We start from the raw sequence: 24,271 nt of genomic DNA, 5'->3' as shown, positions 1-24,271 counted from the left end.
GGGGTCAGTACCGGAGTTCCACCGGGATGCTCTGCGGGCCCGTGGCACCGGCGGGGACGCTCGCCACCGAGATGCCCGCGACCGCGCCGGGGAGCGTCATGACCTGCGCTCCGTAGACGGGGTCCCCCGTCGCATCGATGAGGACACCGGCGGGAGCGCTGCCGAGGGACGACGCCGGCACGGTGACCGAGGTGCCGCCCGCGATACCGATGACCACCGGGGCACCGAGCGCGCCGTCCGCGGCAACGGGGGTCAGAGTGACCTCTCCCCTGCCGCTCGGCGCGCCCAGCACGAGGGCGGCGTCCACGCCTTCTGCCAGGGCCATCGCTCGGTCGGTGCCGAGACGGACGGCGGACGGCGCCCCGCCGAAGTCCACGGGTTTCCCTCCGGCCTCGATGCCGCGGGTGACGCGCGCCGACGCCACCACGGCGACGTCCGAGGTCACGGCGACCGTGTAGGTGCCCTCCGGCAGGTCGGTGAGGGGGACGGTCATCACGGAGCCTGCCGCGGCGGTCGCCACTCCTCCGCCGGGCAGGTCCACGACGCCGTCGGGACCGTAGACCTTGATGTCCAGCACGGCGTCGCTGGACCCGGGGACGAGCACCTGCAGCGCGGGGGCCGCGGTGCCGTAGCCCTCCTGCTCCCGGATGCGCCGTGCGGTCTCCGCGTTCTGCACGACGACGCCGGGCACCACCTGCGTGATGCCGGCGGGCGCCGTCGGGGAGAGCAGTTCCACACCGCCCGGGGTGAGGCCGCGCAGCAGGCTCTGCTGGATGACGCCCGTGACGCGGCCGCCGTCGCTGCGGACGCGCACCGCCACCTGGTCCTGGTTGCCGGCGAGGCCCGCGAGGACGATCCGCCGGGTCTCGCCCGGCGCGACGAGCTGGCCCCGGGTCCCGGCCGCCTCGAGGGGGCCGTCCTGGCCGAACAGCTCCAGGGTCACGGCGGCGGGCGTCCCGGTCGGGTTGGTCAGCATGAGGACGGCGGAGGACCCCACCGTGGTGGAGGCGCCGAGGAGCCAGAAGTCGTTCGACGGCGCCTGGCAGCCGGAGGCGGCGAGCCCCCGGAGGTCGCCGTCGGTGGCGGTGTACGTGGACGTCGCCGCGGCCACCGGGGTGAGTCCGCCCTGCGGCTGCGCACGGAAGAGCGACGGGGCGTCCACGGCGACGTTCCGGGTGACCCCGGCCACGCGGGCGGTCAGCCCGTCCGCACCGCTACTGGCCGGACCCTCCGCGGAGAGGGACGTCTCGGGTGCAAAGTCCTGGATCATCGACAGCGGCCCGCCGGCACCCACGGGCAGCAGCCCGCTGCCGGTCAGCGTGGCGCTGAGGTCGCTCAGCACGAGCGCGGCGACCGTGGTCCTGGCCGTCGCGGACGCGGGGCCGAACTGGGGGTCGGCACCCTCGGCCGCCGCCTCGAGCAGGCGGGGCGGGGCGGGGCAGACGGCCGTGTAGTCGCCGGCCGGCACGGCGGCGGACGGGACGGGGAGGTCGGTCGCCGCCGACCGGACCAGGGCGTCCGTCACGGTCCCGGAGGAGATGGCGGCCGTCGCCACGAGGAGCACCACCCCGGTCGCGGCACCGACGGCACCGCCCAGCCGCGCACGGCGGGTGCCGCCGGTCGCGGCCCGGTCACGGGCGACGGCGCGAGCGGCGACGGCAGCGTCGGCAGCGTCGGCAGCGCCCTGGGGTGCCGGCCCGACGGCAGCGTCGGCAACGCCCTCGGGTGCCGGCCCGACGGCAGCGCCGGCAGCGTCGGCCGCGCCCTCGGGTGCCGGCCCGACGGCGGCCCCATCGATCTCCTGCCCGGCAGTCTCCGGCGGTGTCCCCGCCTCGTGCTGCAGCGGCTTCCGCTTGCGTCCCCACATCACATCGGGCTACTTCCACTGGTCACGGGCTGCAGGTCGTCGTCGCGGGTGTCGCCGTCGGCACCGTCGACATCGTCGACATCGTCGGCACTGTCGGCACCGTCGTCGGCCCGCGTCGTGGCGTACTGCGACGGTTCCGGCCGGCCCGCCGGGGAACGCCGGCCGCCCGTGGGCCGCGCGACGCGCGGACGCGACGGCAGCGGGATGGCCAGCAGGAGCGTGAGCGCGAGGAGCACTGCCTGGACGGCCTCGGCCCACGGCTGGAACGGGCTGACGAAGGACACCGTGACCTCGCCGCCGGCCGCCGGCAGGTCGAACGCCTGCTGCCAGCCGTCCGACGCCGGGTCGAGCCGTTCACCACCGAGGCTCGCCTGCCACCCGGGGTCGGCCTCCTCCGCCAGGACGAGCTTCCTGCCCTCCGCCCCGGGAGGGACGGCGCCCTCGGCGAGGACCGCGGACGAGGGGACGATCGCCTCGGTCCGGCCGTCGGCGTCGACCACCCGCACGCGTGCGGTGCGAGCAGCCGCGTCCTCCGTCCCGTCCTCGAGGGTGGGCGCGGCCACGCGCCACAGGCGCCCGGCGTCGGTGTCGCCCACGGCGGTGAGGCCCGGCACGGAGTCGATCCGGCTGCCGAGGAAATCACCGGCGGTACCGGACTGCTGCAGGACCACGAACCCGACGCCGAGATCGCGGAGGTCGCTGCGCGGATCGGCACCGCTCGCGCCGACGATCACCGCGACGGTGGTCCGCAGGGTCCGGGCGGACGCGCTGTCGTCCGCGGGCGTGACATCCTGCCCGCCCCGGAGGGTCCGCGCGGCGTGGAGCGGGTTCAGCGCGTCGAGGGTGGTCCCGGATCCTCGCATGAGGGAGGCCGCCACGGCGTCGTCGTCGTCGACCGAGATGACGAGCGTGCGCGTCCGGTCCGCACCGTTGCCGCGATCAGCGGCCGTGGCCGGCAGCGGCCGTTCGGCCACCGGGTCGAGTCCGACGGCCGTGCCGAAGTCGGTGGTGCCCTGTCCGGCGTCGGACGCCTCCTCGACGGGGGTGCCGGGGATGACCACGGGTTCGGCGACCGCCGCGGGCGGGGCCGTCACCTCGGGGGCGATCCACAGGCCGAGGCTCAGCAGCGGGCCGACGGCGAGGACCAGTCCGCCGGCGAGGCGGAGGGAGCTGCGGCCGGCCCGCGGGCGCGGGGCGGGTGCCGTGGCGTCACGCCCCGGCAGACCCGACAGCGCAGCGGTCAGGAGGCAGAGGGCGACCACGGACACCAGCGGGCCGGGGAAGACCGGGATGAACGATCCGGTGCCGAGCGCCACGGGCAGCACGGGCGCCACGGCCGCCACGGCGAGTGCCAGGACGGCGAGCAGCCAGGACCTGCGCACCACTCGCCCGCGGCTGCGGCGGGAGAAGAGGGCTGCGGCGGCGAGCACGACGACGGGGCCGCCGATGAGGATTGCGGCGACGAGCGACCACGGCCCGGCAGCCAGGAAGCCGGCCGCCGCGGGCGCGAGGAGGGGGTCGAAGGACACGGGGAACCCGAGGAGGTGCTGCCAGGGGTCTCCGGGCTCGAAGGGCGTGGGCACCCCCGGATCGCCGAGGATGCCGCGGGGTGCGCGCACTGCGGACAGGGCGTACGGCAGGTGGAGGGCGACGACGGGCAGGAGCGTCCACCAGAGTGTGCGGGCCCGGCGCCCGCCGACGATCAGCGCGCCAGCGAGCGCTGCGACGACCACCACGAGCAGGGACGGGGCGCAGGCCGTGACGATCGCGAGGACGAGGCCTGCGGAGGCGCCCGCGGTCCAGCTGCGGGTGCCGCCGACGCCGGGCGTGAGCACGCCGTCGGGCAGTGTCCGCGACGGCAGGGCGGCGCCGACCGCGCGCACCACCCCGAGCAGTGCCAGGGGCAGCAGGAGGTGGGCGATCAGCGCTCCCAGGCGACCGCTGCCGAGGGCCACCTGGAGGGCGGGGGCCGCGCCCCAGAAGAAGGCGGCCCAGAGCCGGAGGCCGCGGGAGCGCGTCAGCGCGCCGGCGGCGATCCACGCGGACAGTCCCGCCAGCGGCAGCGCGCAGACGACGGTGAGCACGATCATCGTGTTCGCCGAGCCGAACCCGAGGAGGGACAGGAGCCAGAGGACGTAGGAGAACGGGGAGCCGTGGGCGGCGGAGCCGGTGCCGAGGCCCGTCCACCAGGTGGTCGCGTTCGCCCAGATCGCCTCCGGGGTCCCCGAGGCCGGCAGCAGCGCGCCGCCCGCCAGGGCGCCGGCCCCGACGAGCCGGTGCAGGCCCGTGAGGGCGGCCGCGAGGAGCACGACGGCGGCGAGCACCGCCCCGGCGCCGACCCACAGGCGTGCGGGTGTGGCGAGGGCGGTGAAGTCGTCGTGGCTGTCCCCGGACGGGACGTACTCCTCCGCGTCCTGCAGCCCGTCGGTGCCGGCCTGTGCGCCGCGTGAGGTGAAGGCGTCCAGGACGGACCTGCGATGGGACCAGACCTCACGCCGTGACGTGACCAGGGAGCGGACGATCGAGCGCGGCAGCTGACGGGTCCGCGCGGCGGAGCGGCGCGAGCGCCAGAGCTGCAGCGGGCGGCAGACCCCGGCGAGGCTGCCGAGCAGCTGGCCCGTGCCGTGTGCCGGGTCCTTGGCCAGCAGCCCGAGGAGCAGCCGGCCCAGCCCTCCGAGGACGGCGCCGAGCGCGAGGAACGGGACGCCGAGGGGCGCGGCGTGCTTGAGCCGGAGGTACACCTCGGCGGCGCGCGCGGCATGCGGCGTGGAGACGGGATGGGGTCTGGCGGTGGCGTGGCGCAGGACGGCGGCGGGCACCACCACGACCCGGTTCCCGGCGAGGCGGTTGCGCCAGCACAGGTCCACGTCGTCGCCCACCCCGTGCAGGGCGGGGTCGAACCCGTCGAGGGCGTCGAAGACGTCGCGGCGCACGAGCATGCCGGCGGAGTTCACGGCGAACACGTCGCTGCGGGCCTCGTACTGCCCCTGGTCGTGCTCGTCGACGTCGATGAGCGTGAGCCGCTCGGCCCACCTGCTGATGGACAGGCCCACGTCCACCAGCGCACGCCGGTCGTCCCAGCCCACCTGCTTGGCCCCGGCGATGGTCACGGAGGGCGCACGCTCGACGGCGAGGAGGAGTTCGGCGAGCGCCGCGGGCTCGGGCGCGGAGTCGTCGTGGAGGAGCCAGAGCCAGTCCGTCGTGTCACCGGTGCCCCGACCGGGGATCTCGGCGACGGCGGTCCGCACCGCGGTGCCGAACCCGGCCCGGGCGGGAGCCCCGACCACCGGGCTGCCCGTGGGCAGCCCGAGCTGGAGGATGGAGGCTGAGGCGTCGGTGGACCCGGTGTCGACGCCGACGCAGAAGTCGGCCCGGCGGGTCTGGCGCTCCAGTGCTTCCAGGGCGGTCGGAAGGTACTCGGCGCCGTTGTGGGCTACGACAACGGCGGTGACGCGGAGGGGCAGCGGAATCAGACCGCTCGCTTCCGCAACCTGCGCCGCTCGCGCTCCGAGAGTCCGCCCCAGATGCCGAAGCGCTCGTCGTTCTCGAGCGCATACTCGAGGCACTCGGATCTCACCATGCACGAGCCGCAGACCTTCTTGGCGTCGCGGGTGGACCCGCCCTTCTCGGGGAAGAAGGCCTCGGGGTCGGTCTGCGCGCACAGGGCGTCGGCCTGCCAGGAGAGTTCGCCGTCGTCGTCGACGTTCCCGGGAGCCATGGGCTGGCCGGGCCAGCCGGGACGGCCGGCGGGAGCCGGGCGGGCATCCTCGTGCACGCCGGGCAGGATGCCGAAGGACCCGGGGGCCACGGTCGGGAGGACGAGGAGGCTGCTGGGGCCGCCCACCTCGGGAAGTGCTGCGAGAGCCTCGTGGGCGGCGAGGAAGGCGGTGGCCTGGTCCTCGAGCGGGGACCGGGCGTCCCGGTAGCGCTCGCCCGCCAGGGGATCGGCCGGGTCCAGGAACCAGTCGGCAGGAACGCCCCTCGATCCGTAGCGCGCTGATGCCTGCGCCGCGATATCTGGTCGTGCGTGAGTGCGTTCTGCCTGCCCCATGAATAAGCCCTTCCGGTGTTTCCGTTCCAACATCAGCATGGGTCGACCCTCGCGCCCCGCTGCTGGAACCAATCCGATGTCTAATTACACGGGTGTAAGTCGATTTTCGTCAAGCGGTCGGGCGGATGATATAGATTCGCTACCGCAGAATCACGAGCGCCACGCCGACTCCACTACCTGTCTTCGTCGGCGCGTCCAAGTAGTCTCCGATCGAACCGGAAGCCCATCATGCCACAGACACCCGCAGGCATCCTGTCCACCATGAGGTCCGTCAGCCCCTCCTCGCCCCGCCTCGTCTGGCACGGACAGGACGGCCGGATCGAGCTGTCGGGACGCGTCTTCGACAACTGGGTGGCCAAGAGCAGCAACCTCCTCGTCGACGAGCTCGACGCGACGGAGACCAGCCGGATCGCCCTCGACCTGCCCCCGCACTGGAAGTCCCTCGCCCTCGCGTTCGCCTGCTGGCAGGTCGGCGCACTCGTGGTCCTGCCGGAGGAGGCGGGGTCCCCGCCCGATGCGGACATCGTCCTGTCCTCGCGCCCCGATCCCGGGACCGCGCCGTCGGGCCAGCTGGTCTGCGTGGCGCTCGGCTCGCTCGCCCTGGGCTGGGACGGCCCGCTACCGCGGGGGGCCGTGGACTTCGCCGCGGAGGTGAGGTCGCACGGCGACGTCTACCAGGGGCGGTCCGTCGACGGCGACGCCCCCCTGCTGCGGGCGGGCGGCCGGACCCTGCTGGCGCGGGACCTGCTGGACAGCGTCACCCTGCCGGCGGACCCGGGCGACACCGACGGGCGCACCCTGCTGCTGGAGCCCGGCGCCGGCCTCGAGCGGGCCCTCGCCGCGGCGCTGGCCGTCTGGGCTCAGGGCGGCGTGCTCGTGCTCGTCGAGGACGGCCTGCCAGTTACCGATCGCCTGCTGACCGGCGAGCGCGTCACGGGCCGGCTGGGGACTGCCTGACCGGTTCTCCCGGTGCGCCCGGTGCCGCCGGCGACCCCGGGGCGGGCGTCCGCTCCCCCTCCGCGGGGACCGCTTCCTGCTGGTGCAGCGCGCCGGTCCGCGGGTGGAGGAGCTCCTTGTCGTGGCTGAACTCGGGCTCGGCGTCGAGCTCGGCGTTGAAGACCCAGAAGCGGTAGGCGACGAAGCGCACCAGCGTGGCGAGTACCGTGCCGAAGATCCCGACGAAGAACAGGGCACGCGGCGCCTCGACGGCGAAGCCGTACTTCGCGACCGCCACGCACCCGGCGGCGATCCCCATGCCGATGACGTTGATGAACACGAACATGGCGAGCTCGCGGGCGGCGTTGGGCTGGCGGCGGTGGCGGAACGTCCAGTAGCGGTTCGCCACCCACGCGAAGATCGTCGCGACGCCCGCCGAGACGAAGCGCGCCTTGACCTCGCTGCCGCTCATGGGCCCGTGGATCAGGTACCAGTACAGCCCGTTGTCGATCACGAAGGCCACGCCTCCGACGGCGCCGAACTTCGCCACCTCGCGCCAGAAGAGGGATGCGAGGCCCCTGATCCTGTCCATGAGTCCTGCCACTGCTTACCTCCGCGGTCGGTCCGGACGCCGCCGCAGGGCACATGTCTCCCGGCGACTGCAGGACGAACCGCGGGAGGAGCCGGCAGAGCAAGCCACCCCGGCTGACCTTTGCATGGCGTGTTTCGACCCCATTTTACGGTGTCGGGCCCGCTGCCGTGTCGCCGATCCCCCGCCGGCACCCTGGGAGGTTGCCGGAAATACGGCCGGAAGGGCGGGGCCACGCCCGGCGGATGGCAGGCCCGGACGGCGCCGTGGGTACGCTGTAACGGTGACTTTTCCCGTGATAGGCGTGATCGGCGGCGGCCAGCTGGCCCGGATGATGGCCGGTCCCGCCGTCGAGCTCGGCCTCCAACTCCGTGTCCTGGCCGAGGGGCCGGACGTCTCCGCGGTGGCCGCCGTGGCCCACGCCGAGGTCGGCGACTACCGGAACCTCGGCACGCTGCGCGCCTTCGCCGCGGGCGTGGACGTGGTGACCTTCGACCACGAGCACGTGCCCGGCGAACTGCTGGAGGAACTCGCCCGCGACGGCGTCGCCCTCCACCCGGCGCCGTCCGCCCTCCGCCATGCCCAGGACAAACTCGTGATGCGGCAGGCGGTCGAGGACCTCGGCCTGCCGAACCCCGCCTGGCGGGCCGTCCGAACGGCCGGCGACGTCGAGGCCTTCGCGGCTGCGGCGGGGTGGCCCGTGGTCCTGAAGACGCCGCGCGGCGGGTACGACGGCAAGGGCGTGCTCGTGGTGCGCGACGCCGGGAGCCTCGCGGCCGCCGCGTCGTGGTTCACCGGCGGCGAGCTCCTCGTCGAGCAGTTCGTGCCCTTCAGCCGTGAACTCTCCGTGCTCGTGGCGCGGCGCCCGTCCGGCGACGCCGTGACGTGGCCGGTCGTCGAATCCATCCAGGTGGACAGCGTGTGCGACGAGGTCCTCGCGCCCGCCCCCGAGCTCCCCCGCGCAGTCGCCGACGCCGTCACGGCAGCCGCGCTGCGTCTCGCCGAACGCCTGGGAGCCACGGGCGTGATGGCGGTGGAGCTCTTCGAGACCCCCGGCACCGGAGCCGGCTACCTGATCAACGAGCTCGCCATGCGCCCGCACAACTCGGGGCACTGGACCATGGACGGCGCCGCCACGGGCCAGTTCGAGCAGCACCTGCGGGCGGTGCTCGACCTCCCGCTCGGTGCCACGCACGCCCTCGCCGAGCACGCGGTCATGAAGAACGTGCTCGGCGGTTCCAACACCGACATCTACTCGGCCTACCCGTCGGCCCTGTCCTCAGGTCCGTCCGCTAAGGTGCACTTCTACGGCAAGGGCGTACGTCCCGGCCGCAAGATCGGTCATGTGAACGCGCTGGCGGCTCCCGGGGAGCCGCTCGACGCCGTGCGCGCGAGGGCCTCGAGGGTTGCCGCGATCCTCCGCGACGGCACGGAGCCGCCCTCCTCCGAGAACACTCCACCGAAGGGAATGCAGTGACGAACGCCCAGGTAGGCCTCGTGATGGGGTCGGACTCGGACTGGCCCGTGATGGAGGCCGCAGCGGCCGCGCTGGCCGAGTTCTCGATCCCCTACGAGGCCGACGTCGTCTCCGCCCACCGCATGCCCGACGCCATGATCGAGTACGGGCGGACGGCTGCCGACCGGGGCCTGCGCGTCCTCATCGCCGGCGCCGGCGGTGCGGCGCACCTCCCCGGGATGCTCGCCTCCGTGACGCCGCTGCCCGTGATCGGTGTGCCCGTGCCCCTGCGCTACCTCGACGGCATGGACTCCCTGCTGTCGATCGTCCAGATGCCCGCCGGCGTGCCCGTGGCCACGGTGTCGATCGGGGGCGCCCGCAACGCCGGGCTGCTCGCCGTCCGCATCCTGGCCGCCGGGTCCGGCGACCACGCCGCGGCGCTCCGCGCGCAGCTCGTCGAGTTCGCCGGCGCCCTGCGGACGACCGCGGAGGAGAAGGGCGCCGCCCTGCGCTCCCGCATCGCGGCCTCCACGGCGGACGACGAGTGATCACCGGCACCCGCGTGAGCAGCACGGACACCACCGGCTCCGCCGGACTCACCAATCCCGTCCGCTACCCGGAGGGGGCGCCGCCCGAGGTCCGCACGAAGCGTGCGTTCGTCCTGCTCGCCCTGACCCTCGTGCTGCCCGGTTCCGCGCAGGTCGTCGCCGGCGACCGGCGGCTGGGCCGCCGGGCCCTCAGGGCCACGTTCACGTGCTGGGCGCTGATCGTCCTCGGACTCGTCCTCACCCTCACGGACCGCACCCTCGCGGTGGGCCTCGTCACCCACCGCTGGTGGTCCCTCGCGTTGATCGTCGCGCTCCTGGCGGTCGCCCTCGGCTGGGCGCTGCTGTTCGTCAACACGCTGCGGCTCATCCGGATGCCCCTGCTCGAGCGCCGCGTGCGGCCCCTCGTGGCCGGCGCCCTGGCGCTCCTCATGGTCCTCACCAGCGGGTCGCTCGCCTACGGCGCCTACGTGCTCGGCGTCGGCCGGTCGACGGTGGGGTCGATCTTCCAGTCCGGCCCCGCGTTCGACCCCGTGGACGGCCGGTACAACTTCCTGCTCATGGGCGGCGACGCGGGCGAGGACCGCACGGGCCGGCGCCCGGACAGCATCTCCGTGATCAGCGTGGACGCCGAGACCGGCGCCACCGTGACGTTCAGCATCCCCCGCAACTTCCAGAACGCCCAGTTCTCCGAGGACTCCCCGCTCTGGGAGGTCTACCCCGACGGCTACAACTGCGGCGATCCCTGCATCATCAACAGCCTCTACACGGACGTCACGCAGAGCTACCCGGACCTGTACCCGGGCGCCGCGGACCCCGGGGCCGAGGCCATGATGGACGCCGCGAGCGGCGTGCTCGGCATCGAGGTGCAGTCCTACCTCCTCGTCGACATGAACGGCTTCGAGCAGCTCGTGGACGCCATGGGCGGCATCAGGATCGACGCCGGCGGCTGGGTGCCGATCACCGCCGCGGAGATCCCCGGCACCGACCCGATCCGCCACTACCCGCCCGACGGCTGGATCAAGCCGGGCGTGCAGACGCTCGACGGGTACCACGCCCTCTGGTACGCGAGGTCGCGGGAGTTCGTGACGGATTATGACCGCATCTCCCGCCAGCAGTGCGTCCAGCAGGCCATGATCGCGCAGCTCGACCCCGCCACCGTGCTCACGCGCTTCCAGTCGATCGCCGCCGCGGGCACGCAGATCGTCGAGACGGACATCTCCCAGGACCAGCTGGCCGGCTTCGTGGACCTCGGCCTCAAGGCGAAGGGACAGGAGACCCGCCGCCTGACCATCGGCCCCCCGGACTTCGGCACCCCCGCGGAGAACTTCGCGACCTACCCGGACTTCGACCTCATCCACGAGCGCGTGCAGGGCATGTTCGCGGACGGTGCCGCTCCCGCGGCCGACGCCCCGCTGCAGCTCGAACGCGCGGGCATGGTCTCCCCCGTGCAGGTCCCGGCCCAGGTCCCGGCCCAGACCACGGACGACGGCATCACCGAGGAGTACCTGCAGGAGCTCGCCACCATCGGCGACGACGCGACCCTCGGCGATCTGCTGGCCGACAACGGGCAGTGCTCCCCCGCCTGACCCGCTCCGCGGCCGAACCACCCCGACCAGCCGAAGGACCGAGAACGATGTACCTCCTCGAGAACACCCTCCGCCCCTACGCGTGGGGATCGGAACGCGCCATCGCCGATCTGCTCGGCCGGGAGCCCTCCGGCGGCCCGGAGGCCGAACTGTGGATCGGGGCCCACCCCGACTCGCCGTCGTACGTTATCCACCCCGACGGCGCCCGGGACAGCCTGCACGAGCTCATCGGGCGGGACCCGGCGAGCCTGCTGGGCGAGCCCGTGGCGGAGCGGTTCGGGAACCGCCTGCCGTTCCTGCTGAAGGTGCTCGCCGCCGGCTCCGCCCTGTCCCTGCAGGTGCACCCGAGCCTGGAGCAGGCGGCCGCGGGCTTCGACGCCGAGGAGGCCGCCGGAGTGCCCGGGGACGCAGCGCACCGCAACTACCGGGACCGGAACCACAAGCCGGAGATGATCTACGCCCTGACGCCGTTCGAGGCCCTCTGCGGCTTCCGGCCCCTGCCCGAGGCCGCCGGGGTCTTCACGGTGCTCGCCGCCGCCGTGCCGCCCGGCTCCCCGGCCCACGCCCTGCTCGAGGACGTCGCGGCGCACCTCGCCTCGGGGGACGACACGGCCCTGCGGTCGTCGTTCACGCTGCTGCTCGAGGCCCCGCGCGAGGTCGTCGACGAGGTCGAGGCCTCAGCGCGGCGCGCCGGGACGGGATCCGGCGACGCCGTCGCCGGCGACCTCGCCACCATCGCCGAGCTCGCGGGCCAGTACCCCGGAGATCCCGGCGTCCTCGTGGCCCTGCTGCTCAACCGTGTGTCGCTGCGCCCCGGGGAGGCCCTGTACCTGCCGGCCGGGAACATCCACGCCTACCTGAGCGGGCTCGGCATCGAGGTCATGGCGTCCTCCGACAACGTCCTGCGGGGAGGCCTCACGCCCAAGCACGTGGACACCGCGGAGCTGCTCGCCACCGTGGTCTTCGAACCACTCGCTCCCCCGGCACTGACGCCCGACGCCACGCTCCTCGACCAGGAGCTCTACCGGCCGCCGTTCGACGAGTTCCAGCTCCAGCGCATCGAGCTCGCCGACCCCGCGGCGGGTCCCGCGGGCGAGCCGGGCGAGAGCGCCGGCGGGGACGACGACCCGCGCGGGCCCCTGCCCGCGCGCGAGAGCCTCACACCGGCACACGTCCCGGTGGTGCAGAACGGGCCCGTGGTGGTCCTGGCCGTCAGCGGACCGATCCTGCTCGACACCCCGAACTCCACGCTTCTGGTGCCGCGCGGCGGCAGCGCCTTCGTGGCCGCCTCGGAGGCCCCGCTCGTCGTCCGCCCGGCAGCCGACGGGCACGGGGCGACGGACGGCCCCGTGCTGGCGTTCGCCGTCACGGTCGGCGGGGCGATGCCGTCGCTCTAGGAGCGGGCGCCGGAGGCGCCGGCGCCTCCGGTGCGCGGTGCTAGCCGCGCACCCGCCGCACCGCGCCGACCGCTCGCCCGGCCTGCCGCCGCGCGAGCTGCATGCCGCGCTTGGCGAGGGGCAGGGCGCGGCTGAACACCGGGTAGAACGGGGACAGCGGCAGGTCCCAGGTGCCGGCGAGCTGGTCCTCGTGCTGTGCCCAGCCCATCTTGAACCGGGAGACGCCGTCGTTGAGGAGGCCGTTGAAGTCGTAGCGGGCCACCCCGCGCGCCTTCATCTCCTGGATGGCGAACCACTTGAGCGCGTAGTTGGCGCGGAGCCGTTCGCCCTCCTCGGTCATGCCGCCGTAGAGCTCGAAGGAGGTCGTGGCCGTCGCGGAGATCCACAGGAAGGCGACCACGTCGTCGCCCTGGAACGCCGCGTAGACGGGCGAGGCGTCGCCGAGGTTGTCGAAGATGTCGAGGTAGTAGGAATCCTCGTGGATCCCGAACCCGGCGCGCTCGGCGGTCAGCCGGTACACGTCGAGGCAGGAGGGGATCTCGCTCCGCAGCACGCGGCGGATCGAGAGATCCTCCCGGCCGGACTTCCGGATGTACTGGCGGTGCTTCTTCGTCATGTCGGCGAGCAGCTCCTCCTCCGTGCGGCGCAGGTCCAGGATGAGGGTCCGCCCGATGAGGATGGTGTTGGTGCTCCGCCTCCAGCCCGCGGCCGGCAGCGCGGCCACGGCGTCGTCGGCGTCGTCCCAGTCGGGTTCGATCGAGAGCGCCACCGAGCCGTGGGCCTCGCGGACGTACCCGGCGATCGCCGCGAGGACCTCGATCTCCCGGCCCTTCGCGGCCTGGGGTCCGCGCGGGATGTACGCGAGGCTCCGCAGCGGCAGCGGGAGGGACCGCACCACGAGCTGGGCCGCGCCCACCACGACGCCGTCCTCGGCGACGAGCACGCGGTCGGCGCTCCAGCCGTGCGCCGCCTTCGTCTGCCCCCACCCCCACAGCTGCTGGGGATGCCCGCCCAGCTCGTCGACGGTGGTGTCCCACCGGGCGCGGTCGGAACAGGGCGACACGGAAAGACTCATCCGACCACCCTATAGGGGCCGGCGCCCTAGTCCTTGACGCGGGCGTAGGTCTCCCACTTGTGGGCCTGGTGCTCGCCGTCGACCACGCGGATGGTGCCCGACTTGGAGCGCATGACCATGGACTGCGTGAGGACCTTGTCCTTGCTGTACCGCACGCCGCGCAGCAGGTCGCCGTCGGTGATGCCGGTGGCCGCGAAGTAGCAGTTGTCGCTCGTGACGAGGTCGTTGGTCGAGAGCACGCGGTCGAGGTCGTGGCCGGCGTCGAGGGCCTTCTGCTTCTCCTCGTCGCTCGTGGGCCACAGGCGGCCCTGGATGACACCGCCGAGGGACTTGATGGCGCAGGCCGCCACGATGCCCTCGGGGGTCCCGCCGATCCCCATGAGGGCGTCGACGTCGGTGCCCTCGCGGGCCGCGGCGATCGCCCCGGCGACGTCGCCGTCCATGATGAACTTGGTGCGCGCCCCGGCGGCACGGATCTCCTCGACGAGGGGCTTGTGCCGGTCGCGGTCGAGGATCATGACGTTGAGCTGGCTGACCTTCTTGCCGTTGGCCTTCGCGATGAGGTGCAGGTTCTGCTTCACGGGCAGGCGCAGGTCCACCATGTCCGCCGCCTCGGGGCCGGTCACGAGCTTCTCCATGTAGAAGACGGCGGACGGGTCGAACATCGAGCCGCGCTCGGCGACGGCGAGCACGGCGAGGGCGTTGTTGATGCCCAGGGCCGTCAGGCGGGTGCCGTCGATGGGGTCGACGGCGACGTCGCACTCGGGGCCGCTGCCGTCGCCCACATGCTCGCCGTTGAAGAGCATGGGCGCCTCGTCCTTCTCGCCCTCGCCGATCACCACCACGCCGTTGAAGTGGACGGTCTGCAGGAGTGAGCGCATGGCGTCCACGGCGGCGCCGTCGGCCAGGTTCTTGTCGCCGAAGCCCACCCAGTGGCCGCCGGCGATCGCCGCGGCCTCCGTGACGCGGACGAGTTCGAGGGCGAGGTTCCGGTCCGGTTCGTCGTCCCCGACGGCGAGCGCCGGTGAGAGGGTGGAGTACTGGGCGTTGCTGGCGTTCTGGGACACGTCGATCCTCATCGTCGAAGGTGGTCGGGTCCCCCGCGGGCCCGATGGTGCCGTGCTGCCATCATAGGCGCGCCGCGCCCCGCGGTTCCTGTGATGCTGCCGACGTCCCGGTCAGCAGGGGCCGCTCCGGTTAGGCGGCACGGCCCGCATCAGCGAAAATGGAGGGGTGAGCGATCAGAGCGACGAGCGGACCCCCGGCCCCGAGGCTGAGCCGGACGACGACGCGCCCCCCATCAGCCTCACCCCCAACCAGGCGAAGCGTGCCAGCGCGACAGCGCGCGGCATGCTCATCGCCACGGGCGCGACGATCGCCGTCGTGCTCCCCGTCTACTTCCTGAACCCCACGTACACGGCCGAGACGTACCGGCGGGACATCGACGTCTCGACCGTCGCACGCCAGGCGGCCGGCGACGCCGGCTACCTCCCCGCCTCACCGACCCTGCCCGAGGGCTGGTCCTCGAACTACGCGCGCTGGGTGACCGGCCGCAGCGACGGCGTGGACTTCTGGGAGGTCGGGTTCCTGACCGCGGACACCGGTTTCATCCAGCTCACCCAGACTGACGACGCCAACCCCACCTGGGTGGCCCAGCGGATCGGTGACGCGCAGGTCTCCGGCACCCGCACCATCGGCGGCCTCGAGTGGGAGCTGCTCGACGCGCCGGACGGCGACACCGTGCTCACCGCCGACGTCGACGGCGCCACGGTGATCCTGAACGGGGAGGCGACGCTCTCCGAGTTCGACACCGCGGGGACCGCCGTCGTCGAGGACGTCCGGCAGAACGCGGCGGAGGAGGCCGAGCGCCTCGCATCGGCCGGCACCGACGGCGCCTGAGGTCCACCGCAGGGCCGGCCGGACCAGTACAGTGGGCGGCGTGACCCAGCAACTGACCCCGGCCGACGCGTGGCTCCGCCTCCAGGAGGGCAACGCGCGGTTCGTCGCCTCCGACGTCTCCCACCCCAACCAGGACGCCTCCCGCCGCACCGCCCTCGTGAACGACCAGCACCCGTTCGCCGTCATCTTCGGCTGCTCGGACTCGCGCCTGGCGGCGGAGATCATCTTCGACCTCGGCCTCGGGGACGTCTTCGTGGTGCGGACCGCCGGCCAGGTGATCGACGACGCCGTCCTCGGCTCGCTCGAGTACAGCGTCAGCGTCCTGGGCGTGCCGCTGATCGTGGTGCTCGGTCATGACAGCTGCGGCGCGGTCACGGCGACCATGAACGCCGTCGAGACCGGGGACATGCCGGTCGGGTTCATCCGCGACCTCGTGGAGCGCATCACGCCGTCGGTCCTCACGGCACGCCGGGCCGGCGTCACCGAGGTGAACGCGACCGTCGTCGAGCACACCCGGCAGACGGCGCACCGGCTGGTGGACAGTTCCCGCGTCATCGCGGACGCGGTGGCCGCCGGGCACACCGCCGTCATCGGCGTCTCCTACCGCCTGGACGAGGGCAGGGCCGTGCTCGTGTCGGGATTTGGCACGCCGAAGGACTGAAGGCGAGAATTGCCGCATGACTTCCACGCCTGCAGCCGGCCCTGAATACCGCATCGAACACGACACCATGGGCGAGGTGCGGGTCCCCGTCGACGCCCTGTACCGTGCGCAGACGCAGCGCGCCGTCGAGAACTTCCCGATCTCCGGCACCACCCTGGAGCGCGCGCACATCGAGGCGCTCGCCCGCATCAAGAAGGCCGCTGCCACGGCCAACGCGGAACTCGGCGTGCTCGACGCGGAGCGTGCCCGGGCGATCGAGGCGGCGGCCGAGGACGTCGCGTCGGGACGGTACGACGGCGACTTCCCCGTCGACATCTACCAGACCGGATCCGGCACGTCCTCCAACATGAACGCCAACGAGGTCATCGCGACCCTCGCGAGCAGGGCGCTCGAGGCGGCCGGCAGCACCACCACGGTGCACCCCAACGACCACGTCAACGCGTCGCAGTCCTCCAACGACGTCTTCCCGACCTCCGTCCACGTCGCGGCGACCTCCGCCCTCGTGAAGGACCTCATCCCGTCGCTGGCGCACCTCGCCGAGGCGCTCGAGCGCAAGGCCGAGGAGTTCAGCACCGTGGTGAAGTCCGGCCGGACCCACCTCATGGACGCCACGCCGGTGACCCTCGGCCAGGAGTTCGGCGGCTACGCGGCCCAGGTCCGCTACGGGATCGAGCGCATCGAGGCATCCCTCGCGCGCGTGGCGGAGGTGCCCCTCGGCGGCACCGCCGTGGGGACCGGCATCAACACCCCGGCCGGCTTCTCCGCCCGCGTCATCGAGCTCCTCGCCGAGGACACGGGACTGCCCCTCACGGAGGCACGGGACCACTTCGAGGCCCAGGCGAACCGCGACTCCCTCGTGGAGGTCTCCGGGATGCTCCGCACCATCGCCGTCTCGCTCACCAAGATCCACAACGACCTGCGCTGGCTCGGCTCCGGCCCCAACACGGGCCTGGGCGAGATCGCCCTCCCCGACCTGCAGCCCGGGTCCTCGATCATGCCGGGCAAGGTCAACCCCGTCATCGCCGAGGCCGTCATCATGGTCTGCGCCCAGGTGGTCGGCAACGACGCCACCGTGGCCTGGTCCGGCACCAACGGCGCGTTCGAGCTCAACGTCGGCATCCCCGTGATCGCCCGCAACGTCCTCGAATCCATCCGCCTGCTCAGCAACTCGACGCGCGTCTCCGCCGACCGCATGATCGACGGCATCACCGCCAACGTCGAGCGCGCACGCTTCCTCGCCGAGGCCTCCCCCTCGATCGTCACGCCGCTCAACAAGCACATCGGCTACGAGAACGCGGCCAAGATCGCGAAGAAGGCCGTCGCCGAGGGGCTCACGGTGCGTGAGGCCGTGATCGCGCTCGGCTTCGTGGAGCGTGGCGAACTGACCGAGGAGCAGCTGGACTCCGCCCTCGACGTGCTCTCGATGACGCGCCCGCCGCAGGCCTGACGCGCCCGCAGGACCTGTCCCAGGAGGGGTGCACCCGGTTCGTCCCGGGTGCACCCCTCCTGTGTCTTCCGCGGAATTTGCACTGAGGTGCTCAGAGTGCAAATATGTACTCCATGCCTGATAGTGCACATTCGGAGGAGCTCGGTCTGCGGGAGCGCAAGCGCCGCCGGACACGTTCGTCCCTCGTGGCGGCGGCCCGCCGGCTGACGCTCGCGCACGGCATCGGCGGCTTCACCGTCGAGCAGCTCTGCGATGAGATCGGTATCTCCCGCCGCACGTTCTTCAACTACTTCCCCTCCAAGGAGGACGCCGTCCTCGGCTCCACCGACGAGGAACTGCCGCAGCCGATCCTCGACGCCTTCCTCCTGTCGGGACGCACCGATCCCCCCACCCCGCTGATCGACGCGCTGGCCGACCTCTTCGCGGAGTTCGGCGACCGGCTCACCATCTCCCGCGAGGAGTACGAGCTGATGTCCGCCGTCCTGCACCGGGAACCGCAGCTCATGCCCCGCCTCTTCGCCCGCGCCGAGGCGAAGTCGCAGCTGCTGGTCGACCTCATCATCGCGAGGGAGGGCCTGCCCGCGGACCATCCCCTGCCCCGCGTGGCCACGTTCGTGCTGGGCGGTCTCGCCCGCCGTTCCCTCGACGAGTTCTTCGCCGAGGGGAACGCACTGAGCTACCCCGAGGTCATCCGCCGCAACATCGACGCGCTCCGCCTTCTCTTCCCCCCGCCCCCGGGAGTCGCCCGCGACCTCCCCGTATCCCAGAACCAGGAACCCGCATGAGTACAACGACGGCGCCGGAGGGCCCGCTCCTCCTGACCCAGAAGCGCATCTGGATCATCTTCTCGGCGCTCATCGCCGGGATGCTGCTCTCCAGCCTCGACCAGACCATCGTCTCGACGGCCATGCCCACCATCGTGGGCCAGCTCGGCGGCGTCGAGCACCAGACGTGGATCACCACGGCGTACCTGCTCGCCACCACCATCGTGATGCCGATCTACGGCAAGTTCGGTGACGTGCTCGGCCGCCGCAACCTCTTCCTCTTCGCCATCGCACTGTTCACCGTGGCGTCCATCGGCTGTGCCTTCGCCACCGACTTCTGGGCCTTCGTGGTGTTCCGTGCCATCCAGGGGCTCGGCGGCGGCGGCCTGATGATCCTGTCCCAGGCGATCATCGCGGACATCGTGCCCGCCAACGAGCGCGGCAAGTACATGGGCCCCCTCGGCGGCATCTTCGGCCTCAGCGCCGTCGCGGGTCCGCTGCTCGGCGGCTACTTCGTGGACCACCTGACCTGGAACTGGGCGTTCTACATCAACATCCCGGTCGGCATCGCCGCGTTCGCCATCGCCTGGTTCACCCTGCGGCTGCCGTCGAAGAAGGCGACCGGACGGATCGACATCGCGGGCGTCGTCCTGCTGTCGGTCGCCACGACCTGCCTCATCTTCCTCACGGACTTCGGCGGTGACGCCGCCGAGGGCTGGACCTCACCGCTCACCTGGAGCTTCGGCGCCGGCATGATCCTCGCGGCGGTCGGCTTCGTCCTGGTGGAGCGCCGCGCGGAGGATCCCATCATCCCGCTCGGGCTCTTCCGCAACCGCACGTTCGTCACCAGCACCGGCATCGGCCTGACACTCGGCCTCGGCATGTTCGCCGCGCTCGCGTTCATGCCGACCTTCCTCCAGATGGCCTCCGGCACCTCGGCGGCCGTCTCCGGACTGCTGCTCGTCCCGATGATCGTGGGGCTCATGGGCACGTCGATCTTCTCCGGCCTCGCGATCTCCCGCACGGGCCGGTACCGGAAGTACCCGATCATCGGTGTCTCGCTGACCCTGGCCACGCTGCTCTGGATGTCCACGCTCACGGCCGACACCCCCATCTGGGTCATCTGCACCATGCTGTTCTTCTTCGGCGCGGGGCTCGGCCTCATCATGCAGGTCATCGTCCTCGTGGTGCAGAACTCGGTGGCGCCGACCATGGTCGGTGTCGCAACGAGTACCAACAACTACTTCCGCGAGGTGGGTGCGTCGCTCGGCGTCGCCGTCTTCGGGGCGATCTTCACTAGCCGCCTCTCCGAACGGTTGCGGGAGACGTTCGCGGCGTCCGGTGCGAGCCCCGAGGCCGCCGGCGAGGCGACTTCGACCCTCGACCCGGCAGCCCTGAACGCACTGCCCGACCAGCTGCGGGAGGCCGTCGTGAGCGACTACGCGGAGTCGCTGGCCCCCGTGTTCCTCTACCTCGTGCCGTTCCTCGTGATCGCCCTGGTCCTCGCGCTCCTGCTGCGGGAGATCCCGCTGTCCGACACCTCGGGCATGGTGGCGCGGGGCGAGGCGATCGGCGGCGAGGAGGCGGACCGTCTGGAGCGGGAGCGTGCCGAGGCTGCGTCCGCCGCACGCTCGTCCTCGGAGCGTCCCGGGTCCTGACCCCGCGCACGCACCCGAGCCCATCGCCGGCCCGGCAGCCCCTCGGACGGAGGGCTGCCGGGCCGGCGGCGTCAGCGGATGAAGCGGGTCACGCCGTCGAACGCCTCCGCCTGCCGGATCAGCGCGAGGTGCCGCGGCTTGAGGGGCGGCAGCGCGTTCGGCGGGAACCAGCGGACGTCGAGGGACTCGTCGTCGTTGACGCGCGCGGTGCCGCTCACCCACCGGCACCGGAACTCGAGGGTCAGGAAGGTGCACACGTCGCCGTTGGGGAAGGTGATGGGACCGTCGACGCCGGTGGCGAGCAGGCTCTCCACCTCGACGACGACGCCGGTCTCCTCCTCCACCTCCCGGCGCAGGGCGACGGCCGGCTGCTCGCCCGGATCGACCATGCCGGTGATGATTGCCCAGCGGCCGTTGTCCGCCCGCTGCCCGAGGAGCACGCGCCCGTCGTCGTCGAGGACCACGCCCCCGACGCCGGGCAGCCACAGCGGGTCGTGGCCGATCTTCTCGCGCAGCGCGACGACGAATTCGGGAGTAGGCACGCTCTTCAGGCTAGTACAGCGAGCGCGAGCGCGGCCCCGCCGATGAGGAACGGCCCGAATGCCACCGAGGATCCGGGCGTGGCCCGGCCGGCCAGGACGAGCGCGAGGCTCCACAGCCCACCGAGCACGACGGCGAAGAAGGGACCCCACCACAGCGCGGCGCCTCCCGCGAAGCCCAGGTAGAGCCCGAGGAGTCCCGCGAGCTTGACGTCCCCGAAGCCGAGCCCCCGCCGGGACAGCAGGTGCAGCGCCCCGAACCCCAGCCAGAGCACGGCCCCGCCGGCGAGCATCCCGAGGATCCGGTGCCACTCGCCCGCGGCGCCGGCCGCGAGCCCGAGCAGGAGCACGGCGGCCGGATAGGCGGGCAGGACGATCCGGTCGGGCAGCCGGTGCGTGCGCCAGTCGACCACGCCGAGCCGGCCGCCGACCGCGACGAACCCCAGCAGGGCGGCCGCGAGCAGGGCGAAGGCGAGGGGCTCCTGCGCCTGGTAGTCGGCGAGCACGGCGGTCACGCCCCCACGCTACGCCCGGGGCCCTGACCGGCCGCAAGGGTGCCGGTTACACTGTGGAAATGTCGGGCCAGCGCAGCACCAGTTCCGCGTCCACGCCGGAGGAGACCTTCCGTTCCCTCTGCCGCTCCTCCCCCTGGCGCTGGGAGACCCTGCGCTTCACCATCGCCTGGCGGGCGCCGTCCGACCAGGGCCTCGACACCGCCCCGCCCCTGAGTGCCTGGCTCCGCCGCCCGGCGGCGCTGCGCGTCGAGGCCGCGGACGGCACGCTGCTGCACTCCACCACGGGCAACGAACGCTCCCGCGACGCGCTGTACGTCAGCGCCACGCGGAAGTCGTGGCTCGTGGCGCCCCGCCTCGTCACGCCCGTGTACGACGGCGCCGGGCTCGTGCGCCGCCGGCCCGAGGCCGCCTACGGCGAGGCCGTCTTCGGCGATCCGCGCTGGTCGTCCATGCTGGATCCGGTCGAGCTGGCGGGCAACGCGCCGGTGGCCATGGCCCCGGGCGCCGACCGCGTGGAGGTCCGGGACATCGCGGAGGAGTCGTTCGCGGGCCGCCCGGTCCTCGCCGCCACGGTCACCTCGAACGCCTCCTACGAGCCCGCCGCGCCCGGCCGTCCGCTGATCGGCGAGGGCCGGACGCGCGTGCTCGTGGACATCGGCACCGCGGTCTGCGTGTCCACGACGGCCCTCGACGGCGCCACCCGCGGGGCCGGCCACGACCTCGCGATCCTCGGCGTCGACGAGTACCTGACCGACGACTACTTCCGTGCCGCTCCCCCGGAGCTCAGCGACGTCAGCCGGCACGTCCCCTGGATCGTGGGCTAGCCAGCATCCCTAGCCGTCCGACCCCTCCAGCAGCTCGGTGACGAGGGCCGCGATCGGCGAGCGCTCCGACCGCGTGAGCGTGACGTGGCCGAACAGCGGGTGGCCCTTGAGGGTCTCGACGACGGCCGCGATGCCGTCGTACCGGCCCACCCGGAGGTTGTCGCGCTGCGCGACGTCGTGCGTGAGGACGATCTTCGAGTTCTGCCCGATGCGGCTCATCACCGTGAGGAGCACGTTCTTCTCGAGCGACTGCGCCTCGTCGACGATCACGAACGAGTCGTGCAGGCTGCGGCCGCGGATGTGGGTGAGCGGCAGGACCTCGAGCATGCCGCGGTCCAGCACCTCCTCGACGACCTCGGGCGAGACGATCGCGCCGAGGGTGTCGAAGACGGCCTGCGCCCACGGGTTCATCTTGTCGTTCTCGCTCCCGGGCAGGTAGCCGAGCTCCTGCCCGCCCACCGCATACAGGGGCCGGAACACGACCACCTTGCGGTGCTCGCGCCGCTCCAGGACCGCCTCGAGGCCCGCGCAGAGCGCGAGGGCCGACTTGCCCGTCCCCGCGCGCCCGCCGAGGGAGACGATGCCCACCTCGGGGTCCAGCAGGAGGTCGATCGCCAGGCGCTGCTCCGCGGACCGCCCGTGCAGGCCGAACACGTCGCGGTCGCCGCGGACCAGCCGGATGTGCTTGTCCGCCCCGACGCGCCCGAGCGCCGAACCGCGCGGCGAGAGCAGGATGACGCCCGTGTTCACCGGCTGCTCCGCACCGCCGGCCGTCAGGACGGCCTCGTGGTCGTAGAGGGCGTTGACCTCCTCGACCGTGGCGTCGAGCTCGGCCACGCCCGTCCAGCCGGAGTCCTTCACGAACTCGTTGCGGTACTCGTCGGCCTGCAGGCCCATCGCGGACGCCTTCACGCGCATCGGCAGGTCCTTGGACACCACGACCACGTCGCGCCCGGCGACGGCGAGGTTCTTCGCGACGGCGAGGACCCGGGAGTCGTTGTCACCGCTGCGGAACCCGACCGGCAGCACCTCGGGCGAGACGTGGTTCAGTTCCACCCGCAGCGTGCCGCCCTCGTCCCCGAGCGGGACGTCGGTGTCGAGCCCGCCGTTGTCCACCCGCAGGTCGTCCAGCAGCCTCAGGGCCTTCCGGGCGAAGTACCCCAGCTCCGGGTCGTGCCGCTTGCCCTCGAGCTCGGTGATGACGACGATGGGCAGGATCACCTCGTGTTCCGCGAACCGCAGGATGGCGCGGGGATCGGACAGGAGCACCGAGGTGTCGATGACGTAGCTGCGCCGCGGATCGACCGCGTCCTGCTCCGGGGTGTTGGTTGTAGCCACATGGACTCCGCTCCGGGGCGGTCGCCCCGAATTCGTAGGGGTGGGGTGGGCCTTCCGTCGGCGGATCCGATGTCCGTCGATGGGTAGACCCTACGCCGTCGATCCCCGCAGCGCAGCGCCGCCCGCCGTGTCGTCCGTGAAGCGCCGGTGAACACTCGGGACGGACGCTCAGGACCCGAAGCGGCGCTGCCTGCGGCCGTAGTCGCGGAGGGCGCGGAGGAAGTCCACGCGCCGGAAATCGGGCCACAGCGCCTCGCAGAAGTAGAACTCGCTGTAGGCGCTCTGCCACATGAGGAACCCGGAGAGCCGCTGCTCCCCCGAGGTGCGGATGACGAGGTCCGGGTCCTGCTGCCCGCGCGTGTAGAGGAAGGAGGAGATGTGCTGGTCCGTCAGCTCCTCGGCGAGGGTCTCGAGGGACATCCCGCGGGCTGCGGCGTCCCGCATCAGTTCCTTGACGGCGTCGACGATCTCGCGCCGTCCCCCGTACCCCACGGCCACGTTCACGTGCAGCCCGTCGATGCGCTCGGTGGACGCCGCGAGCTCCACGAGCTTGCCGGCCAGGTCGTCGGGCAGGAGGTCGAGGGCGCCGACGGGCTGGACCCGCACGCGGTTGCTCTCCCCGAGGCGGTCGAGGGTGTTGGCGATGATGTCGAGGAGCTGGTCGATCTCCTCCTGGGGCCGGCCCATGTTGTCGGTGGACAGCATGTAGAGGGTCACGACGTCGACGCCGAGTTCCTCGCACCAGCCGAGGAACTCGTGGATCTTGTCCGCGCCCGCCTGGTGCCCGTGGCTCGTGGGCGCGCCCGCGAGCTTCGCCCACCGCCGGTTGCCGTCCACCATGACGCCGATGTGGTGCGGGATGCGTTCGGGCGCGAGGTTCCGCTGCAGCCTGCGCTCGTAGAAGCTGTAGCCGACTCCGGGGAACTTCAAGCTCACGCCCGGCCGCCCTCCCCTGGTTCCCGCTCCGGCCGGGGCCGGAGGCATGCTCGACACGGGGCGCCTGACCCCGGATACCTGCTTCTACCGTACCGGCAGTTGCCCGGCAAAGGCCTGCAGGCAGTGCGGAACCGTCTGCGGCGACCATCTCCTCGACAGGCGGCCGTCGGAGGGGCGGGCGGCGG

The 24,271-nt window shown here is 72.8% G+C and carries 21 protein-coding genes; 11 read left to right on the top strand and 10 right to left on the bottom strand.

The genetic code is table 11. From position 1 onward, the window contains the following. Window positions 1-4: 4 nt before the first annotated feature. The 3 genes from V6S67_RS04740 to V6S67_RS04730 are packed head-to-tail and all read right to left on the bottom strand — an operon-like array spanning window position 5 to window position 5,918. On the bottom strand, window positions 5-1,867 hold the full coding sequence (locus V6S67_RS04740; protein ID WP_334211522.1) for a DUF5719 family protein: 1,863 nt from the start codon (window positions 1,865-1,867) through the stop codon (window positions 5-7). Next, window positions 1,867-5,433 (bottom strand): glycosyltransferase family 2 protein, encoded by a 3,567-nt coding sequence (locus tag V6S67_RS04735; RefSeq protein ID WP_334209151.1) that lies wholly within the window; start codon window positions 5,431-5,433, stop codon window positions 1,867-1,869. Before V6S67_RS04735 ends, V6S67_RS04740 begins: the two co-directional genes overlap by 1 nt. After that, the gene (locus V6S67_RS04730) at window positions 5,337-5,918 is read right to left on the bottom strand and encodes a WhiB family transcriptional regulator (protein WP_334209150.1); all 582 of its coding nucleotides are present in this window, start codon (window positions 5,916-5,918) and stop codon (window positions 5,337-5,339) included. Before V6S67_RS04730 ends, V6S67_RS04735 begins: the two co-directional genes overlap by 97 nt. A 228-nt stretch (window positions 5,919-6,146) precedes the next feature. Between V6S67_RS04730 and V6S67_RS04725 the strand changes: the two genes are divergently transcribed. After that, window positions 6,147-6,875 (top strand): TIGR03089 family protein, encoded by a 729-nt coding sequence (locus V6S67_RS04725; RefSeq protein ID WP_334209149.1) that lies wholly within the window; start codon window positions 6,147-6,149, stop codon window positions 6,873-6,875. Here the strand turns inward: V6S67_RS04725 and V6S67_RS04720 are convergent. After that, on the bottom strand, window positions 6,850-7,446 hold the full coding sequence (locus V6S67_RS04720; protein ID WP_334209148.1) for a GtrA family protein: 597 nt from the start codon (window positions 7,444-7,446) through the stop codon (window positions 6,850-6,852). The genes V6S67_RS04725 and V6S67_RS04720 overlap by 26 nt on opposite strands. A gap of 280 nt (window positions 7,447-7,726) precedes the next feature. Here V6S67_RS04720 and V6S67_RS04715 point away from each other — a divergent pair, with 280 nt between their 5' ends. From V6S67_RS04715 to manA, 4 genes are read left to right on the top strand one after another with little or no spacing between them, the layout of a single operon-like run. After that, window positions 7,727-8,920 carry a 5-(carboxyamino)imidazole ribonucleotide synthase gene (locus V6S67_RS04715; protein WP_334209147.1) on the top strand — a complete coding sequence of 398 codons (1,194 nt, stop codon included), beginning with the start codon at window positions 7,727-7,729 and terminating at the stop codon, window positions 8,918-8,920. A gap of 23 nt (window positions 8,921-8,943) precedes the next feature. Then, window positions 8,944-9,447, top strand: a complete 504-nt coding sequence (purE, locus tag V6S67_RS04710; RefSeq protein WP_334211521.1) for a 5-(carboxyamino)imidazole ribonucleotide mutase — start codon at window positions 8,944-8,946, stop codon at window positions 9,445-9,447. Next, complete coding sequence (locus tag V6S67_RS04705; RefSeq protein WP_334209146.1) at window positions 9,444-11,033, top strand: LCP family glycopolymer transferase; 1,590 nt, start codon at window positions 9,444-9,446, stop codon at window positions 11,031-11,033. Before purE ends, V6S67_RS04705 begins: the two co-directional genes overlap by 4 nt. 47 nt (window positions 11,034-11,080) lie before the next feature. Continuing rightward, window positions 11,081-12,430: a mannose-6-phosphate isomerase, class I gene (gene manA, locus V6S67_RS04700; RefSeq protein WP_334209145.1), complete on the top strand. Its 1,350-nt coding sequence runs from the start codon at window positions 11,081-11,083 to the stop codon at window positions 12,428-12,430. Between the two features lie 40 nt (window positions 12,431-12,470). Here manA and V6S67_RS04695 read toward each other — a convergent pair whose 3' ends face one another. Together V6S67_RS04695 and glpX are read right to left on the bottom strand one after the other, a co-directional pair. Then, entirely contained in the window at window positions 12,471-13,505 is a 1,035-nt protein-coding gene (locus V6S67_RS04695; RefSeq protein WP_334209144.1) for a lipid II:glycine glycyltransferase FemX, read from the bottom strand. 26 nt (window positions 13,506-13,531) lie between these two features. Continuing rightward, window positions 13,532-14,584, bottom strand: coding sequence for a class II fructose-bisphosphatase (gene glpX, locus V6S67_RS04690; RefSeq protein WP_334209143.1), 1,053 nt, complete (start codon window positions 14,582-14,584; stop codon window positions 13,532-13,534). Window positions 14,585-14,738: 154 nt separating this feature from the next. On the opposite strand from glpX, the gene V6S67_RS04685 reads away from it, so the two are divergent. The 5 genes from V6S67_RS04685 (at window position 14,739) to V6S67_RS04665 (ending at window position 19,934) form a co-directional block, all read left to right on the top strand. Then, on the top strand, window positions 14,739-15,404 hold the full coding sequence (locus V6S67_RS04685) for a DUF4245 domain-containing protein (protein ID WP_334209142.1): 666 nt from the start codon (window positions 14,739-14,741) through the stop codon (window positions 15,402-15,404). Window positions 15,405-15,444: 40 nt separating this feature from the next. Continuing rightward, window positions 15,445-16,065 carry a carbonic anhydrase gene (locus V6S67_RS04680; protein WP_334209141.1) on the top strand — a complete coding sequence of 207 codons (621 nt, stop codon included), beginning with the start codon at window positions 15,445-15,447 and terminating at the stop codon, window positions 16,063-16,065. Window positions 16,066-16,081: 16 nt separating this feature from the next. Then, window positions 16,082-17,512: a class II fumarate hydratase gene (locus V6S67_RS04675; RefSeq protein WP_334209140.1), complete on the top strand. Its 1,431-nt coding sequence runs from the start codon at window positions 16,082-16,084 to the stop codon at window positions 17,510-17,512. Between the two features lie 113 nt (window positions 17,513-17,625). Beyond that, a complete protein-coding gene (locus V6S67_RS04670; RefSeq protein ID WP_334209139.1) occupies window positions 17,626-18,297 on the top strand; it encodes a TetR/AcrR family transcriptional regulator in 672 nt (223 codons plus the stop codon). Beyond that, window positions 18,294-19,934, top strand: coding sequence for an MDR family MFS transporter (locus V6S67_RS04665; protein ID WP_334209138.1), 1,641 nt, complete (start codon window positions 18,294-18,296; stop codon window positions 19,932-19,934). The genes V6S67_RS04670 and V6S67_RS04665 overlap by 4 nt, the downstream gene beginning before the upstream one ends. A gap of 71 nt (window positions 19,935-20,005) precedes the next feature. Here V6S67_RS04665 and V6S67_RS04660 read toward each other — a convergent pair whose 3' ends face one another. Beyond that, window positions 20,006-20,476, bottom strand: coding sequence for an NUDIX hydrolase (locus tag V6S67_RS04660; protein ID WP_334209137.1), 471 nt, complete (start codon window positions 20,474-20,476; stop codon window positions 20,006-20,008). Between the two features lie 5 nt (window positions 20,477-20,481). After that, a complete protein-coding gene (locus tag V6S67_RS04655; protein ID WP_334209136.1) occupies window positions 20,482-20,988 on the bottom strand; it encodes a prepilin peptidase in 507 nt (168 codons plus the stop codon). Between the two features lie 59 nt (window positions 20,989-21,047). On the opposite strand from V6S67_RS04655, the gene V6S67_RS04650 reads away from it, so the two are divergent. Beyond that, window positions 21,048-21,812: a hypothetical protein gene (locus tag V6S67_RS04650; RefSeq protein ID WP_334209135.1), complete on the top strand. Its 765-nt coding sequence runs from the start codon at window positions 21,048-21,050 to the stop codon at window positions 21,810-21,812. Window positions 21,813-21,821: 9 nt separating this feature from the next. On the opposite strand, the gene V6S67_RS04645 is transcribed toward V6S67_RS04650, so the two are convergent. After that, window positions 21,822-23,150, bottom strand: a complete 1,329-nt coding sequence (locus V6S67_RS04645; protein WP_334209134.1) for a PhoH family protein — start codon at window positions 23,148-23,150, stop codon at window positions 21,822-21,824. 168 nt (window positions 23,151-23,318) lie between these two features. Beyond that, entirely contained in the window at window positions 23,319-24,080 is a 762-nt protein-coding gene (locus tag V6S67_RS04640) for an isoprenyl transferase (protein ID WP_334211520.1), read from the bottom strand. Window positions 24,081-24,271: the final 191 nt, after the last annotated feature.

This window comes from Arthrobacter sp. Soc17.1.1.1, assembly GCF_036867195.1.
GTDB lineage: Bacteria > Actinomycetota > Actinomycetes > Actinomycetales > Micrococcaceae > Arthrobacter_D.
The sequence above is the reverse complement of the archived record's forward strand: the minus strand, read 5'-3'. Positions and strand labels throughout refer to the sequence as shown.